This is a genomic window from Streptomyces sp. NPDC127068 (assembly GCF_042724695.1).
Taxonomy (GTDB): domain Bacteria; phylum Actinomycetota; class Actinomycetes; order Streptomycetales; family Streptomycetaceae; genus Streptomyces.
Genome location: NZ_JBHXEN010000036.1, coordinates 55,757 through 69,372, shown reverse-complemented (window position 1 = coordinate 69,372; position 13,616 = coordinate 55,757). Strand labels below are relative to the sequence as shown.

General features: G+C 74.1%; 14 protein-coding genes. 7 read left to right on the top strand and 7 right to left on the bottom strand.

Translation table 11 applies throughout. From position 1 onward, the window contains the following. Nucleotides 1-128 precede the first annotated feature (128 nt). Genes ACFWIA_RS22560 through mug form a run of 3 tightly spaced genes read left to right on the top strand, consistent with a single transcriptional unit; the run spans nt 129 to nt 2,989 of the window. A complete protein-coding gene (locus tag ACFWIA_RS22560; protein ID WP_387007829.1) occupies nt 129-926 on the top strand; it encodes an SGNH/GDSL hydrolase family protein in 798 nt (265 codons plus the stop codon). A 60-nt stretch (nt 927-986) separates the two neighbouring features. Next, nucleotides 987-2,429, top strand: a complete 1,443-nt coding sequence (gene purB, locus ACFWIA_RS22555; RefSeq protein WP_387007827.1) for an adenylosuccinate lyase — start codon at nt 987-989, stop codon at nt 2,427-2,429. Beyond that, on the top strand, nt 2,426-2,989 hold the full coding sequence (mug, locus tag ACFWIA_RS22550) for a G/U mismatch-specific DNA glycosylase (protein WP_387007874.1): 564 nt from the start codon (nt 2,426-2,428) through the stop codon (nt 2,987-2,989). The genes purB and mug overlap by 4 nt, the downstream gene beginning before the upstream one ends. A 4-nt stretch (nt 2,990-2,993) precedes the next feature. Here mug and ACFWIA_RS22545 read toward each other — a convergent pair whose 3' ends face one another. The 3 genes from ACFWIA_RS22545 to ACFWIA_RS22535 all read right to left on the bottom strand — a co-directional run bounded on the left by ACFWIA_RS22545 (nt 2,994) and on the right by ACFWIA_RS22535 (nt 5,150). After that, complete coding sequence (locus ACFWIA_RS22545) at nt 2,994-3,419, bottom strand: hypothetical protein (protein WP_387007825.1); 426 nt, start codon at nt 3,417-3,419, stop codon at nt 2,994-2,996. Between the two features lie 64 nt (nt 3,420-3,483). Next, nucleotides 3,484-4,224 carry an ABC transporter permease gene (locus tag ACFWIA_RS22540; protein ID WP_387007872.1) on the bottom strand — a complete coding sequence of 247 codons (741 nt, stop codon included), beginning with the start codon at nt 4,222-4,224 and terminating at the stop codon, nt 3,484-3,486. Continuing rightward, nucleotides 4,221-5,150: an ATP-binding cassette domain-containing protein gene (locus ACFWIA_RS22535; RefSeq protein WP_387007823.1), complete on the bottom strand. Its 930-nt coding sequence runs from the start codon at nt 5,148-5,150 to the stop codon at nt 4,221-4,223. Before ACFWIA_RS22535 ends, ACFWIA_RS22540 begins: the two co-directional genes overlap by 4 nt. Before the next feature lie 109 nt (nt 5,151-5,259). Here ACFWIA_RS22535 and ACFWIA_RS22530 point away from each other — a divergent pair, with 109 nt between their 5' ends. From ACFWIA_RS22530 to ACFWIA_RS22520, 3 genes are all read left to right on the top strand, one after another. Further along, nucleotides 5,260-6,540: a sensor histidine kinase gene (locus ACFWIA_RS22530; RefSeq protein ID WP_387007821.1), complete on the top strand. Its 1,281-nt coding sequence runs from the start codon at nt 5,260-5,262 to the stop codon at nt 6,538-6,540. Between the two features lie 57 nt (nt 6,541-6,597). Next, entirely contained in the window at nt 6,598-7,254 is a 657-nt protein-coding gene (locus ACFWIA_RS22525; RefSeq protein WP_387007819.1) for a response regulator, read from the top strand. Between the two features lie 178 nt (nt 7,255-7,432). Then, a complete protein-coding gene (locus ACFWIA_RS22520; protein WP_387007818.1) occupies nt 7,433-8,590 on the top strand; it encodes an ROK family protein in 1,158 nt (385 codons plus the stop codon). 27 nt (nt 8,591-8,617) lie between these two features. On the opposite strand, the gene ACFWIA_RS22515 is transcribed toward ACFWIA_RS22520, so the two are convergent. Further along, nucleotides 8,618-10,240, bottom strand: a complete 1,623-nt coding sequence (locus ACFWIA_RS22515; RefSeq protein WP_387007816.1) for an FAD-dependent oxidoreductase — start codon at nt 10,238-10,240, stop codon at nt 8,618-8,620. Nucleotides 10,241-10,306: 66 nt separating this feature from the next. Then, complete coding sequence (locus ACFWIA_RS22510; RefSeq protein ID WP_387007814.1) at nt 10,307-10,735, bottom strand: DoxX family protein; 429 nt, start codon at nt 10,733-10,735, stop codon at nt 10,307-10,309. Between the two features lie 285 nt (nt 10,736-11,020). Here ACFWIA_RS22510 and ACFWIA_RS22505 point away from each other — a divergent pair, with 285 nt between their 5' ends. Continuing rightward, a complete protein-coding gene (locus ACFWIA_RS22505; protein WP_387007870.1) occupies nt 11,021-11,494 on the top strand; it encodes a GNAT family N-acetyltransferase in 474 nt (157 codons plus the stop codon). A gap of 120 nt (nt 11,495-11,614) precedes the next feature. Here ACFWIA_RS22505 and ACFWIA_RS22500 read toward each other — a convergent pair whose 3' ends face one another. Continuing rightward, entirely contained in the window at nt 11,615-12,376 is a 762-nt protein-coding gene (locus tag ACFWIA_RS22500) for a GntR family transcriptional regulator (protein ID WP_385494689.1), read from the bottom strand. Between the two features lie 322 nt (nt 12,377-12,698). Next, nucleotides 12,699-13,580 carry an RNA polymerase sigma factor SigJ gene (sigJ, locus tag ACFWIA_RS22495; RefSeq protein ID WP_387007812.1) on the bottom strand — a complete coding sequence of 294 codons (882 nt, stop codon included), beginning with the start codon at nt 13,578-13,580 and terminating at the stop codon, nt 12,699-12,701. Between the last annotated feature and the right edge of the window lie 36 nt (nt 13,581-13,616).

Genomic DNA, 13,616 nt, shown 5'->3' with positions numbered 1-13,616 from the left:
GCCGGCTCCCCCCGGGCGCCGGTGGGGGGGTGCGTTCCCCCCCCCCCCGTCCCCCCCCCCGCGCCCCCGCGGGGGCGGGGGGCCCCCGGCGCGGGCCCCCCCCCCCACGGCGTTACCATCGCACCGCTATGGAGACCACCGCCGCCCACACCAGCTTCGTCGCCGTCGGGGACAGCTTCACCGAAGGCATGTCCGACCGGCTGCCCGACGGTTCCTACCGGGGGTGGGCCGACCTCCTGGCAGCGCGACTGGCCCGCGCGAACCCGGGCTTCCGGTACGCGAACCTCGCGGTGCGGGGCAAACTGATCGGCCAGATCCTCGCGGAGCAGGTGGAGCCCGCGGCCCGGATGCGGGCCGATGTGGTGACCCTCGTCGGCGGCCTCAACGACACCCTGCGGCCCTCGTGCGACATGGGGCGGGTCCGGGCCCAGCTGGAGGAGGCCGTGGCCCGGCTCGCGCCCTCCTGCGGGCGGCTCGTGCTGATGCGCAGCCCGGGACGGCGAGGGCCGGTCATGCACCGGTTCCGGCCCCGGATGGAGGAGCTGTTCGCCCTGATCGACGACCTCGGGGCCCGGCACGGCGCCACCGTGGTGGACCTGTACGGAGCACCGGTCCTCGGCGATCCCCGGCTGTGGGACGCGGACCGGCTGCACCTGAGCACCGAGGGCCACCGTCGAGTGGCGGAGGCGGTCGGGCAGGCGCTGGGCCTACCGGCGACCTGGGACTGGCGCACGCCCCTGCCGCCCGCGGCGCCGGCGCCCTGGGCCGCGCGCCGGGTCGCCGACGTCCGCTTCGCGGGGCGGCACCTGGCGCCCTGGATCGGCCGCCGGCTCACCGGCCGCTCCACGGGCGACGGACGCCCCCCGAAGCGCCCCGAGCTGCTGCCCTACGACGCATCCGCCAGCGGACCGCGCCCGGGTTCGTAGCTTCCTCCGAAGGGGACCGGGGCGCTGACCAAGAGGTTCCGCCCAGTAGACTCCCTCCACGTGACTGCTGCGCCTTCGAAGCCCCGTATCCCCAATGTCCTCGCCGGCCGCTACGCCTCCGCCGAGCTGGCCGACCTCTGGTCCCCCGAGCGGAAGGTACGGCTGGAGCGTCAGCTCTGGCTGGCCGTGCTGCGGGCCCAGAAGGACCTCGGGATCGAGGTCCCGGACGAGGCGATCGCCGACTACGAGCGGGTCCTCGACCAGGTGGACCTGGCGTCCATCGCGGAGCGCGAGCGGGTCACCCGCCACGACGTGAAGGCCCGGATCGAGGAGTTCAACGCGCTCGCCGGGCACGAGCACGTGCACAAGGGCATGACGTCCCGGGACCTCACGGAGAACGTCGAGCAGTTGCAGATCCGGCTCTCCCTGGAGCTGGTCCGCGACCGTTCGGTGGCGGTCCTGGCACGGCTGGGCAAGCTCGCCGGCGAGTACGCGGAGCTGGTGCTGGCGGGCCGCTCGCACAACGTGGCCGCCCAGGCGACGACCCTCGGCAAGCGTTTCGCGACCGCCGCCGACGAGCAGCTCGTCGCGTTCGGCCGGGTCGAGGAGTTGCTGGCCCGCTATCCGCTGCGCGGGGTGAAGGGACCGGTCGGCACCGCGCAGGACATGCTGGACCTGCTGGGCGGGGACACCGCCAAGCTGGCCGAGCTGGAGCAGCGGGTCGCCGGCCACCTGGGCTTCTCCCGGGCGTTCACCTCGGTGGGCCAGGTCTATCCGCGCTCGCTGGACTACGAGGTCGTCACCGCGTTGGTGCAGCTCGCGGCGGCCCCCTCGTCGTTGGCGAAGACGATCCGGTTGATGGCCGGGCACGAGCTGGTGACCGAGGGCTTCAAGCCGGGTCAGGTCGGCTCGTCGGCGATGCCGCACAAGATGAACACCCGCTCCTGCGAGCGCGTCAACGGTCTGATGGTGATCCTGCGGGGCTACGCGTCCATGACGGGCGAGCTGGCGGGCGACCAGTGGAACGAGGGTGACGTGTCCTGCTCGGTGGTGCGCCGGGTCGCGCTGCCGGACGCGTTCTTCGCGCTGGACGGGCTGCTGGAGACCTTCCTGACGGTCCTCGACGAGTTCGGTGCCTTCCCCGCCGTGGTGGCGCGCGAGCTGGACCGGTACCTGCCGTTCCTCGCCACCACCAAGGTCCTGATGGGCGCGGTGCGGGCCGGCGTGGGCCGGGAACTGGCGCACGAGGCGATCAAGGAGAACGCGGTCGCCTCCGCGCTGGCGATGCGCGAGGGCGGCGCCGAGCGCAACGAGCTGCTCGACAAGCTCGCCGCCGACGACCGCATCCCCCTGGACCGGGCCGCTCTCGACGCGTTGATGGCCGACAAGCTGTCCTTCACGGGCGCGGCGGGCCAGCAGGTCGCGGCCGTGGTCGCCCGGGTGGAGGAGCTCACCAAGCGCTTCCCGGAGTCCGCCGGGTACGCCCCCGGAGCGATCCTCTGACCCGCTTCACCCCCGCCGAGCTGGAGGCCGCCCGCGACCGTCTCGTCCCCGACGTGACCGCGGACGGCCTGCGGGTGCTTTTCTGCGGAATCAATCCGGGATTGATGACGGCGGCGACGGGCCACCACTTCGCCCGCCCCGGCAACCGGTTCTGGCCGGTGCTGCACCTGTCCGGCTTCACGCCCCGGCAACTGCGTCCGGCGGAGCAGGACGAACTCCTCGCCCACGGCCTCGGCATCACCAACGTGGTGGCGCGGGCGACCGCGCGGGCCGACGAGCTGAGCCCTGCGGAGTACCGCGAGGGCGGTCGGCTGTTGGCCGCGAAGGTGGCGCGGCTGCGGCCCGGCTGGCTGGCCGTGGTCGGGGTCACCGCGTACCGTGCGGCCTTCGGTGACCGGCGGGCCGTGATCGGGCCGCAGGAGACGGTGATCGGGGGCAGCCGGGTGTGGGTGCTGCCCAATCCCAGTGGCCTGAACGCGCACTGGACGGCCGCCACGATGGCCGAGGAGTTCGGACGCTTGCGCACCGCGGCGCTGGGCGACGGCCCGCAGGGCCCGTAGCGGACTACGGCGGGTCCACCGCCGTGACCGCCGCCAGGAGCCGGGGCGGGGTCTCTGGGCCCTCCCGGGTGATCGCGAGGACCAACCAGCGCGCGGACACCCGCCAGACCAGGGCGTCGCCCGCGCGGGAGCTGAGGGAGCGCCAGGGCTCGGGGACCGCCTCGCCGGGGTCGGTGCTGCGGAGGAAGACGCCCTGGAGGCCGATGAAGTCCGGCTCGCCGTGGCGTGCGGTCAGCGGCATGGCCAAGGCGTCGCGCTCGGCGTACAGCTGCTCCTCCGCTTCCCCGGGGCCCGCCGCTCCCTGCGCGACCGGGGGCGTGAGGTCGGTGACCGGCCGGGCCGGACCCTCGGACACCGCACCGGGGTGCCCCGCGGCGGGTTCCCGGGAGCACAGCCGGTCGATCGCGGCGAGGCGCTGTGCGGTGGTCATGGGCTCCAGTAAAGCGCGCCCCACTGACACTTGGCGGTCGGTCACCTCCCCGCCCCGCCCGTCCTCACGCATCGCGGCGGCGCACCGCCCACCAGCCGACGAGCAGCGCGGCGAGGGACCACAGGGCGGCCACAGCGAGACCGGACCACGGACCGAGCGCACCCTCGGGGTCGGCGAGGAGGACCTGTCGTGCGGCGCGGTCGGGGAGGTACTGGGCGGCTCCCCCGGCGACGTCGCCGACCACGAACGAGACGATCAGGGTGAACGGGACGAGGATGCCGAGCGTGGCGACCCCGCTGCGCAGCAGGGCCGCCAGCCCGGTCGCCAGCAGGGCCGTCAGGGCGAGCCCGATGCCGCCCCCCAGGCAGGCGCGGACCGCTCCGGGATGGTCGAGGCCGATGCCGTCGTCCCCCAGCAGGCCCTGGCCGAGGGCGAAGCTGGCGAACGAGGTCGCCAGGCCCACGACGAGCGCGGCGGCGCCGATCACGGCGGCCTTGGCCGCGAAGAAGAGGTCGCGGTTCGGTACGGCGGCGAGGGAGACGCGCAGTCCGTGGTGGACGTACTCCGAGGACATCGCCGTGGTGCCGAAGGCGATGGCCGCGACCTGGGCGAAGTTCAGGGCGTAGAAGGCCGCGAGGAGCCGGTCGTCACCGAGTTCGCCGCTGTCCGCGGGCAACGACGCGTAGACGAGTCCGGTGAGGGTGAGGGACACCGCGAACAGGGCGACGAGCGATCCGAGGCTGGCGCGGACCGAGCGGATCTTGATCCACTCCGCGTGCAGGACGGCGGTGGGCGACACGGTCAGGCCTCCTGGGCGGGGGTGGGCAGGGCGGTGAACTCGGCGCTGGCCGTGGTGAGGTCGAGGTACGCCTCCTCCAAGGTGGCCTCCTCGTCGGCGAGTGCGCGCAGGGTCACGCCTTCGCGGGCGGCCAGCGCGCCGACTTCGGCGGCCGTGACGCCCTCGGCGGTCCAGGAGTCCTCGTCCGCGGGGACGAGGCGGTGGCCGGCCGCGGAGAGCGCGGCTGCCAGCCGGGCCGCGTCGGGGGTGCGCACCCGGGTGCGGGTGGTGCCGCGTTCGGCGAGGAACTCACCGATCGGCAGGTCGGCGAGGAGCCGGCCGCCGCCGAGGACGACGAGGTGGTCGGCGAACACGGCGGTCTCGGCCATCAGATGGCTGGAGACGAGGACGGTGCGCCCCTCCCCGGCGAGGCGGCGCAGGGCGCCGCGGATCCAGACGATGCCCTCCGGGTCGAGGCCGTTGGCCGGCTCGTCCAGGATGACCACGGCCGGGTCCCCGAGCAGGGCGGCGGCGATGCCGAGGCGTTGCCGCATCCCCAGCGAGAAGGTCTTCACCCGGCGTCGGGCGACGGGGGCGAGACCGGTCTCCTCCAGCACCTCGGCCACCCGTCGGGCCGGCAGCCGGTTGGCGACCGCCAGCGCCAGCAGGTGGTGGTGGGCGGTGCGGGAGCCGTGTGCGCCGCCGGGGTCGAGATGGGCACCGACGTGGCGCAGCGGCTCGCCCAGGCCGGCGTAGCGCTTCCCGGCGATGGTGGCGCTGCCCCGGGTGGGCCGGTCCAGGCCCAGGACCAACCGCAGGGTCGTCGACTTGCCGGAGCCGTTGGGGCCGAGGAAGCCGGTGACCTTGCCGGGGGCGACGGAGAACGTCAGCCCGTCGACGGCCGGTTTCTTCCCGTAGACCTTGGTGAGGTCGTGTACGTCGATGGCGTTCATGCCGTTCAGCCTGGCCGTCGGGAGGGCGCGTGCGCCTCCCCCGCGCGGGGAGAACGGCTCCCCCGCGCGGGGGAGCCGCCCGGCGGGTGCGCCTGGCACGATGACGGGCATGTCCTCTCCGCCCGGGCCCTCCCGAGGTTTCAGGTCGGGCGTCCGGGCGCTCGTGCGTCCCGTGCTGCGCGCCGTCGTGTACACGCGCTGGCTGCATCTGCTGCTGCCGGGATGCTGCGCCGTCGCGTCGGCGATGGTGTACCCGGGGTTGACCGGGATGAGCCCCGTCAAGTGGCTGTTGGTGGCGCTGGTGCCCGCGGTGCCGGCGGCCCTGATCGGGTGGGTGCCGGTGGTGCGTCGCGCGGAGGGCCTCCAGGCGCAGCACATGTTGTTCCCGGGGCCGCACGCGCGGGGGCGGCGGTCGGACCGGGCGCCGGACATCAGCGCGGCGCCCTCGGCGAACTGGCGGGACCGGCTGCGGACCTCGATGTGGATGGTGTTGCGGCTCGAAGTGGGCTGTCTGACGGTGCTGGTGTCCGGGTTCGCGACGGCCCAGGTCATGGCGTTCGTGGCGAGGGCGGTCGGGGCGTCCGCGGACGACATCGACGCACTGTGGGCGGAGCCCCTGCCGTGGTGGGCGGCGGCGCTGCTCGTTCCGGTGTCGACGGCGCTGTTGCTCGGGTTCGTCGTCCTGGCCGGGGCCGCGGTGGCGGCGGCGGCCGGCAGGCTGCTCGGTCCTTCGCCCGCCCAGCAGCTCGCGCAGCTGGAGGAGCGTACCGAGCGGCTGTTGGAGCGCAGCCGGATCGCCCACGAACTGCACGACTCGATCGGCCATGCGCTGTCCGTCGCGGTGGTGCAGGCGGGGGCGGCGCGCGCGGCGGGGAACCCGGAGTTCACGGAGCGGGCGCTGGGCGCCATCGAGGAGACCGGGCGGGCCGCGATGGAGGACCTGGAACGGGTGCTGGCGATCCTGCGGGAGCCCGGGCGGGCCGCGAGCAACCGGCCCACCCTGGCCGAGGCGGAACGCCTGCTGGAGTCCGCGCGGGCGTCCGGGGCCAGCGTGGACGCGCAGGTGACCGGCCCGGTGGACCGGTTGCCCGGGCCCGTCTCGCGCGAGTGCTACCGCATGCTCCAGGAGTCCCTGACGAACGTGTTGCGGCACGCCGGGCCGGTTCCGGTGCGGGTCAGGGTGCAGGTGCTCGACGGACACGTGGACCTCGACGTGCGCAACCCGCTGCCCGTGGACGTCGACGGCCCGGCGCCGGTGGGGATCTCCGGGGACCGGGGCGGCAGCGGGCTGCGGGGCATCCGGGAACGGGCGGCGCTGTTGGGCGGCAGGGCGGACACCGGGCCGGTGGGCGCCGACTGGCGGGTGCGGGCCCGACTCCCCCTGGGGTGAGGGGCGCTCCCCCGGGGTGCGGGTCGGGGTGTCAGTGCGGGGCCTTAGGCTGAGGGGATGCCCCTGACGGTCCTCCTCGTCGATGACGAGCCCCTGGTGCGCGCCGGTCTGCGCGCGGTGCTCGAAGCACAGCCCGACATCACGGTGGTGGGGGAGGCGGCCGACGGGGCGGCGGTGATCCCGTTGATCCGTTCCCTGCGACCGGACGTCGTCGCGATGGACGTGCGCATGCCGCTCCTGGACGGCATCGCGGCCACCCGGGCGGTGTTGCGGACGGTCCCGGAGCCGCCGAAGATCATCATGGTCACGACCTTCGAGAACGACGAGTACGTGTACGGGGCGCTGCGCGCGGGCGCGGACGGGTTCCTGTTGAAGCGGGCCCGGCCGGAAGAGGTGGTGCACGCCGTGCGGCTGGTCGCCGAGGGCGATTCGTTGTTGTTCCCGGCGGCCGTGCGGCGGTTGGCGGCGGAGTACGGGCCCGGCGCGGAAGCGGGGCCGGAGGCGTTGGACTCGGCGGCGCTCACCGATCGGGAGGCCGAGGTGCTGCGGCTGATGGCGCAGGGGCTCTCGAACGCGGAGATCGCCGCCCGGCTGGTCGTCGGCAACGAGACGGTGAAGTCCCATGTGAGCGCGGTACTGGCGAAACTGGGGGCGCGGGACCGCACCCAGGCGGTGATCGCGGCCTACGAGTCCGGGTTCGTGTCACCGGGATGAGGGACGGGCGCGCACCCGGGTACGGGGCGGTGAGCGGACCGCGGACGCTCCGGTACGGAAACCCGAGCGGAGAACGGATTTCCTACCGGGAGGTTGCGGGACTGCATCGAAGCTCGCCGTGGTCGCACGGTAACAAGTACGATCCGGGCCATACGAGCACGAGCTGAGAGGACACACGTTGGGGCAGCTGACCGGCGGGGACCCCTCTCTGCTGCGGCGTATCAACTCCGCGGTGGTCCTGCACGCTTTGCGTGCGGCGGGCTCCGCGACGCTCACCGAAGTAACCCGGGTGACGGGCCTGTCACGGCCGACGGTCGAGGGCGTGGTCGAGGGTCTCATCGAGGCGGGCCTGGCGGTCGAGACGGCCGCCGAGGAGGGCACGGCACGAAGGCAGGGGCGACCGGCCCGGAGGTTCCGCTTCCGCTCCGAGGCGGGCCATCTGTTGGGGTTGGAGCTCGGCCCGCACCGGGTCGCCGTGATCCTCGCCGACCTGGACGGCCGGGTCCTCGGCACGGGGACCAAGGAGGTCACCATCGAGGCCCCGGCGGACGAGCGGCTGGAGCGGCTGCGGACCACCGTCGCGGACACCCTGCGGCGCACCGGGGTGGCCCGCAGTTCGCTGTGGGCGGTCGGCGTGGGCACGCCCGGGATCATCGAGGCGGACGGCGTGATCAAGCTGGGCGCGGCACTGCCCGGCTGGACGGGCCTCCAGTTGGGGGAGCGCCTGCGGCGGTCCTTCAAGTGCCCGGTCCTGGTCGAGAACGACGCGAACACGGCGGCGGTCGCGGAGCACTGGAAGGGCGCCGCGAAGGAGTCCGACGACGTGGTCTTCGTCCTCGCGGGTCTCAGTCCGGGCGCCGGATCGCTGATCGGCGGGCGGCTGCACCGGGGCTTCGGTGGTGCGGCGGGCGAGATCGGGGCCCTGCACCTGTTGGGCCGGGAGGTGACGCCCGAGACGCTGCTGTCGACCACGGGCAAGCCGTTGGAGCCGCTGAACGAGCAGGCCGTGGCGCAGGTCTTCGCCCTCGCCCAGGAGGGCGACGAGAACGCCCGGGCCGCCGTGGACCGGTTCATGCGGCGACTGGTCCACAACGTCGCCGCGCTGGTGCTGGCCCTCGATCCGGAACTGGTCGTGGTCGGCGGGTGGGCGACCGGGCTGGAAGGCGTGCTGGAGCCGTTGCGGCGGGAGCTGGAGCGGTACTGTCTGCGCGCGCCCAAGGTGGCCCTGTCGATGCTGGGCGAGGCGGCGGTCGCGACCGGTGCGCTGCGGCTGGCCCTGGACCACGTCGAGGAGCAACTGTTCGCGGTGCAGGGCACGGTGACCGCCCGGCGCTGAGCGGCGGCGGCCGGGGGACCGTCCTCGCTAGCCGCCGGCGCCGCGGGCCGCGGTGGTGCCGGCGATCCAGCCCCAGGTGAGGGCGGAGCCGATGGTCGCGCCCGGCGAGACGATGCCCGGGCCGATCGCGCCCGCCATCGCGTTGCCCGCCGCGTACAGCCCGGGCAGGGGATCGCCGTTCCAGCGCAGCACCCGGGCCTGCTCGTCGGTGAGCGGGCCGCCCTTGGTGCCGACGGAGCCGGGCAGGATCCGGGCGGCGCACAGCGGGGGTTCGGCGACGGTGCCGAGGTTCGGGTGGGGTGCGGTGGGGTCCCCGCCGGCACGGTCGTAGTGGGTGGTTCCCCGGCCGTGGTCGGGGTCGAGGCCCCGGGCGGCGAACTCGTTGAAGCGCCGGAGCGTCTCGGTGAGCGTCCCGGGGTCGATGCCGGTGCGGGCGGCGAGTTCGGCCGGGGTCGCCGCTTCGACGGCGTGCGGGGGCAGCGGTTGTCCGGGGCGGGCGCCGACGAACGGGTAGCGGGCCCGGTAGCGGGCGTCGGCGACGGCCCAGGCCGGGGTGTTGCGCGGGTGCCCGGTGGCGGGGTCGAGTTCGGCGAAGGCGAGGGCGACGTTGTGGCTGGACTCGTTGACGAAGCGCCGGCCCGCGGAATTGACCCAGATGACGTGCGGGAGCATGCGCTCCGCGAGCGTCAGTTCGGGCCTGGGGGTGCCGTCGGGCCAGGCGGCGTCCGGGCGCTGGGTGACGGGCCAGGACCAGCACTCCCCCGTGTGGGCGAGCGCCGCGCCCGCGCCGGCGGCCAGCCGCAGTGCGTCACCGCGGCCCACCGGGGGCGTCACGGGATGGGCGTAGGGTCCGTCCAACAGCCGCGCGCACAGGGCCCTGTCGTGTTCGAAGCCGCCGCAGGCCAGGACGACCGCCCGCCGGGCACGGAACTCCGGGCCCCCGGCCATCCGGACGCCGGTGACGGCGGTCGCTCCGGGCGCGCCCGTGGTGAGCAGTCCGGTGACCCGGTGGCCGCGGAGCAGGTCGACGCCGCGGGCCCGGCAGCCGTGCAGCAGTCCGACGACCAGTCCCTGCCCCAGGGCGACCCGGCCGGCTGCCGTCCGCTCCTCGATCAGGCCCGGTGGGGGTGTTCCCCCGGTGACCAGGCGGAGCCGGGTGATCTCCTCGTTGGTGACCACCGGCGCGAAGAAGGGGGGCGGCCAGAACAGGTCCTCCGCGGTGCCCAGGGCGCCCAACGACACCGGGGCGACTTCGAGGTTGCGTCCGTGGGTGCGTCCGCCGGGTGCTTCGGCGAAGGAGTCGGGCAGGGTCGTCGGGGTGAAGCGGATCGGCGCGTGCTCCTCCAGGAAGCGGATCATCCGGGGCGCCGCGTCCACGAACGCCGCGGCCAGGTGGGGATCACGACCGCGGGTCCGGCCGAGCAGATAGGCGAGGGCGTCCCGGGGGTCGTCGGCGACGCCCGCTTCGGCCATGTGGTGGTTGGCCGGGGCCCACACCTGACCCGCCGAGACGGCGGTGGCGCCGCCCCACCGGTCGCTGCCCTCCAGGACCAGCACGCTCGCGCCCTCGACGGCGGCGGCCAGCGCCGCGCACAGCCCGGCCGCCCCGGAGCCCACGATCACCACGTCATGGGGGCCGTCGTGACTCACCCGGTCTCCTCCGATCCGCCGGTCCGGTTCTGGTTCCGATGCCGGCTCCGGCTCTGGCTCCGGCTCTCATGCCAGGGTGAGGGCCAGGGCCCCGACGTAGACGATCTGGTAGAGCGTGCGCCGGCCGATGGGGTCGCCGAGCGTCGTCTTGCGGCGCGCGGCGGAGAGGTTGGCCGGGAACATCGCGACCAGCAGCAGCATCAGACAGATCGCCGCCCACGGCGCCGTGGCCGGGATCAGCAGGCCGACCGCGCCGGCCAGTTCGAGGACGCCGGTGAGCGTCACCAACAGTTCGGGCCGCGGCAGGCCCGGCGGCACCATGTCGACGATCTCCGCCCGGAGCCTGGGGTGGAAGTGCGCGAGGCCGGTGAACACGAACATCACCGCCAGGCCGACGCGCAGCGCGGGCAGCCAGGCGTCGAGGACGTCCACGCCCGCGAACCCGGCCAGTCGTGCCCCGACGAACCCGACGAGGAGGGCGATCAGGGGTTCCATCCGTACCTCCGCCGGCGTGGGTCGGACGTCCGCGGCCGTTCCGGGCGAGCGGCCGTCCCCACTGAACCACCGGTGGGTGCCCGTGGTCGGCTCCGGGCGGGGACGGGCCGCCAACCGGGTGCCGGCCTCCCCCGTACAGGCGACCCGGGCGGCCCCTGTCGAGGAAGCCGCGCGGCTTGGTACCGTCCGGGACGGCGGCGGTCGCCCGGTCACGCACGGCGGCCCGTCCCGTTGGTCGGAGCGGAGGAGCTTGTGGTGTCGCACGCCGTCGTCAGGCTCGCCCCGATGGGGCCCGAGCACGCCGCACAGGTCCTCGCGATCTACCGGGCGGGCATCGAGGAGGGCAACGCGACCTTCGAGACCGCCGCCCCGGGCTGGGACGCCTTCGACGCCGCTCGGCTCCCGGACCACCGTGGCGTCGCCCTCGACCCGCGGGGTTCGGTACTGGGGTGGGCCGCGGTCAGTGCGGTGTCCGCCCGGCCGGCGTACGCGGGTGTGGTCGAGCACTCGGTGTACGTCCGCCCCGACGCGCGGGGCCGGGGTGTCGCCGGCAGCCTGTTGCGGGCGCTGATCGCCTCCACCGAGGCGGCCGGGATCTGGACCGTGCAGTCGGGGGTGTTTCCGGAGAACACCGCGAGCCTCGCCCTGCACGCACGGGCCGGGTTCCGGGTGATCGGCGTCCGCGAGCGGGTGGCCCGCCACCACGGGGTCTGGCGCGACGTGGTGCTGATCGAGCGCCGCAGTCCCGTCGTCGACTGACCGGCCCGCCCCGCGGGCCCGGGGTCCGGAAAGCGGCGGGACCCGCCGCAACCGTCGGGCGCGTAGCAAACCGCCGCGGCGGCCCCGTTCTCGCCGGGGCCCGCCGCGGCGGTCGGTTGTTCAGGAGGCCCGGCGTTCGGGCCCGTGGTGTATCTCGACGCCACCGGAGTCGCCGAAGGTCAACCGGCAGGTGTCGGCCCGGTACGTGGCGACCGACACCGCGGCGGTGCGTCCGGCGGCGAAGAACCGGGTGGTGACGACGAGGACCGGTGCCCCGGGCAGCCGGTCGAGTTCCCGGGCGTCGTCGGCGCGGGCGGAGCCCAGCTCGACGGACCGGTCCTGCCCTTCGAGTCCGAGCCGCTGGAGTTCCCGCAGCACGGCGCGTCCGCGGGCCGTGCCCGACGGGTTGTCGATCCCGGAGACGTCCGGCACGGACGAACCGGGGACGTAGAGCAGTTCCGCGGCGACGGGCAGGCCGTTCGACACCCGGGTGCGCCGCACGATGTGCACCGCTTCGCCGTCGAGGGTCTCCAGCATCCGTGCGACCGCGGCAGGGGGCACGTCCGACTCGCTGCCCGCGGTCTGCCATGCTTCTCCGAGCGCGCCGGGCCAGTCCTGCTCGTCGGACCCCACGGCGACCCCGACGCGCGGGGGGGCGACCGTGGTGCCGACTCCGCGTCGACGATGGAGGCGCCCTTCGAGTTCGAGTTGCTCCAGTGCCTGCCGGAGCGTCGCGCGGGCGACCCCGAAGCGGGCTGCCAGCTCACGTTCGTTGGGCAGGATCTCGCCCACCGCGAACTCCGAGTCGAGTGCCTCGGTGAGCACGGTCTTCAGGTGCCAGTACTTGGGCTCCGGCACCGTCTCCAGTTGCGTGGTCCCCACCCTGTCCTCCGCAATCGCCGTGTCCCAGAAGCGTTTTTAGCGCCCTTGTTTATTAAAGGTTCCTGCACTATGTCTGCGACGATAGAGCCGAGCCACCCCTTGGTCAAGACCAATTCTGAATCGACACGGGGTCGATCCCGCTCCAGTCAAGACAACATTCATGAGGCGTTAGCGATGCTCACACGCCCGCAAGGCACTTGTCACATCGCGTACAGGGATCGTCACATGACGAAACCTTTACTTTCCGGCGCGCCGGCGGGGAGTGGGCGCACAGCCGAGCGCCCCCGCGCACAAACTCACGCGGGGGCACCCAAGAACGACTTCACCTTAGAGAGATGAGTTTGTCCGGATTTCGAATGATGTAGACGCGCTGAACGCGACCGTCCACCACGTCCAGTTGGAACACCGCGTCGGGCGCGCCGTCGTCGCGGGCGAGGACGGCGATGCCTCCGTTGACTTCGAGGAGTTCGAAAGTGGTGCCCCCGCCGATGTCCTTGCTGGCGATGCCGCAGAGGAAGCGGGCCACCTTGTCGGCGCTCTCGATGACGCGCAGCGGCGCCCTGCTCTTGCCCCCGCTGTCGCCGACCAGACGCGCGTCCGGCGCCAACAGGGACAGCAGCCGCTCCAGATCGCCCTCGGCGGCGGCGGCGAGGAAGCGCTCAGTGAGGTCTCGGCGTTCCTCCGGATCGACGTCGTAACGGGGCCGCCGCTCCTCGACGTGCTTGCGGGCGCGGGTGGCGAGCTGCCGGACGGCGGCCTCGGTGCGGTCGAGGGTGACGGCGATCTCCCCGTACGGGTAGCCGAACGCCTCCCGGAGGACGAACACCGCGCGTTCCAGGGGCGACAACGACTCCAGCACCACCAGGACGGCCAGCGACACCGAATCGGCGAGGACGACGTGTTGGGCGCCGTCCTGGGCGACGGACCCGAAGTCGGTCACCAGCGGCTCGGGCAGCCACGGGCCGACGTAGGACTCGCGCCGTGTCTGCACCTGGCGGAGTCGGTCGATGGCGAGCCGGGTGGTGACGCGGACCAAGTAGCCCCGCGGGTCGCGCACCTCGCTGCGGTCCGCGCCCGACCAGCGCAGCCAGGCGTCCTGGACGACGTCCTCGGCGTCGACCACCCGGCCGAGCATGCGGTACGCCACGCCCGTCAGGACGGAACGGTGTTCCTCGAAGACCTCGGTCGCGGTGTCGGCAGCCACGCCCCCATCCCACCTCGCGGTCCGACCCGCTGTCCA

Bases quoted from the DNA above. Each gene is read 5' to 3' on its own strand.
- ACFWIA_RS22510 (WP_387007814.1), bottom strand. From the start codon at position 10,735: ATGGAACCCCTGATCGCCCTCCTCGTCGGGTTCGTCGGGGCACGACTG.
- ACFWIA_RS22560 (WP_387007829.1), top strand. From the start codon at position 129: ATGGAGACCACCGCCGCCCACACCAGCTTCGTCGCCGTCGGGGACAGC.
- ACFWIA_RS22505 (WP_387007870.1), top strand. From the start codon at position 11,021: ATGGGGCCCGAGCACGCCGCACAGGTCCTCGCGATCTACCGGGCGGGC.
- ACFWIA_RS22525 (WP_387007819.1), top strand. From the start codon at position 6,598: ATGCCCCTGACGGTCCTCCTCGTCGATGACGAGCCCCTGGTGCGCGCC.
- ACFWIA_RS22535 (WP_387007823.1), bottom strand. From the start codon at position 5,150: ATGAACGCCATCGACGTACACGACCTCACCAAGGTCTACGGGAAGAAA.
- ACFWIA_RS22545 (WP_387007825.1), bottom strand. From the start codon at position 3,419: ATGACCACCGCACAGCGCCTCGCCGCGATCGACCGGCTGTGCTCCCGG.
- ACFWIA_RS22530 (WP_387007821.1), top strand. From the start codon at position 5,260: ATGTCCTCTCCGCCCGGGCCCTCCCGAGGTTTCAGGTCGGGCGTCCGG.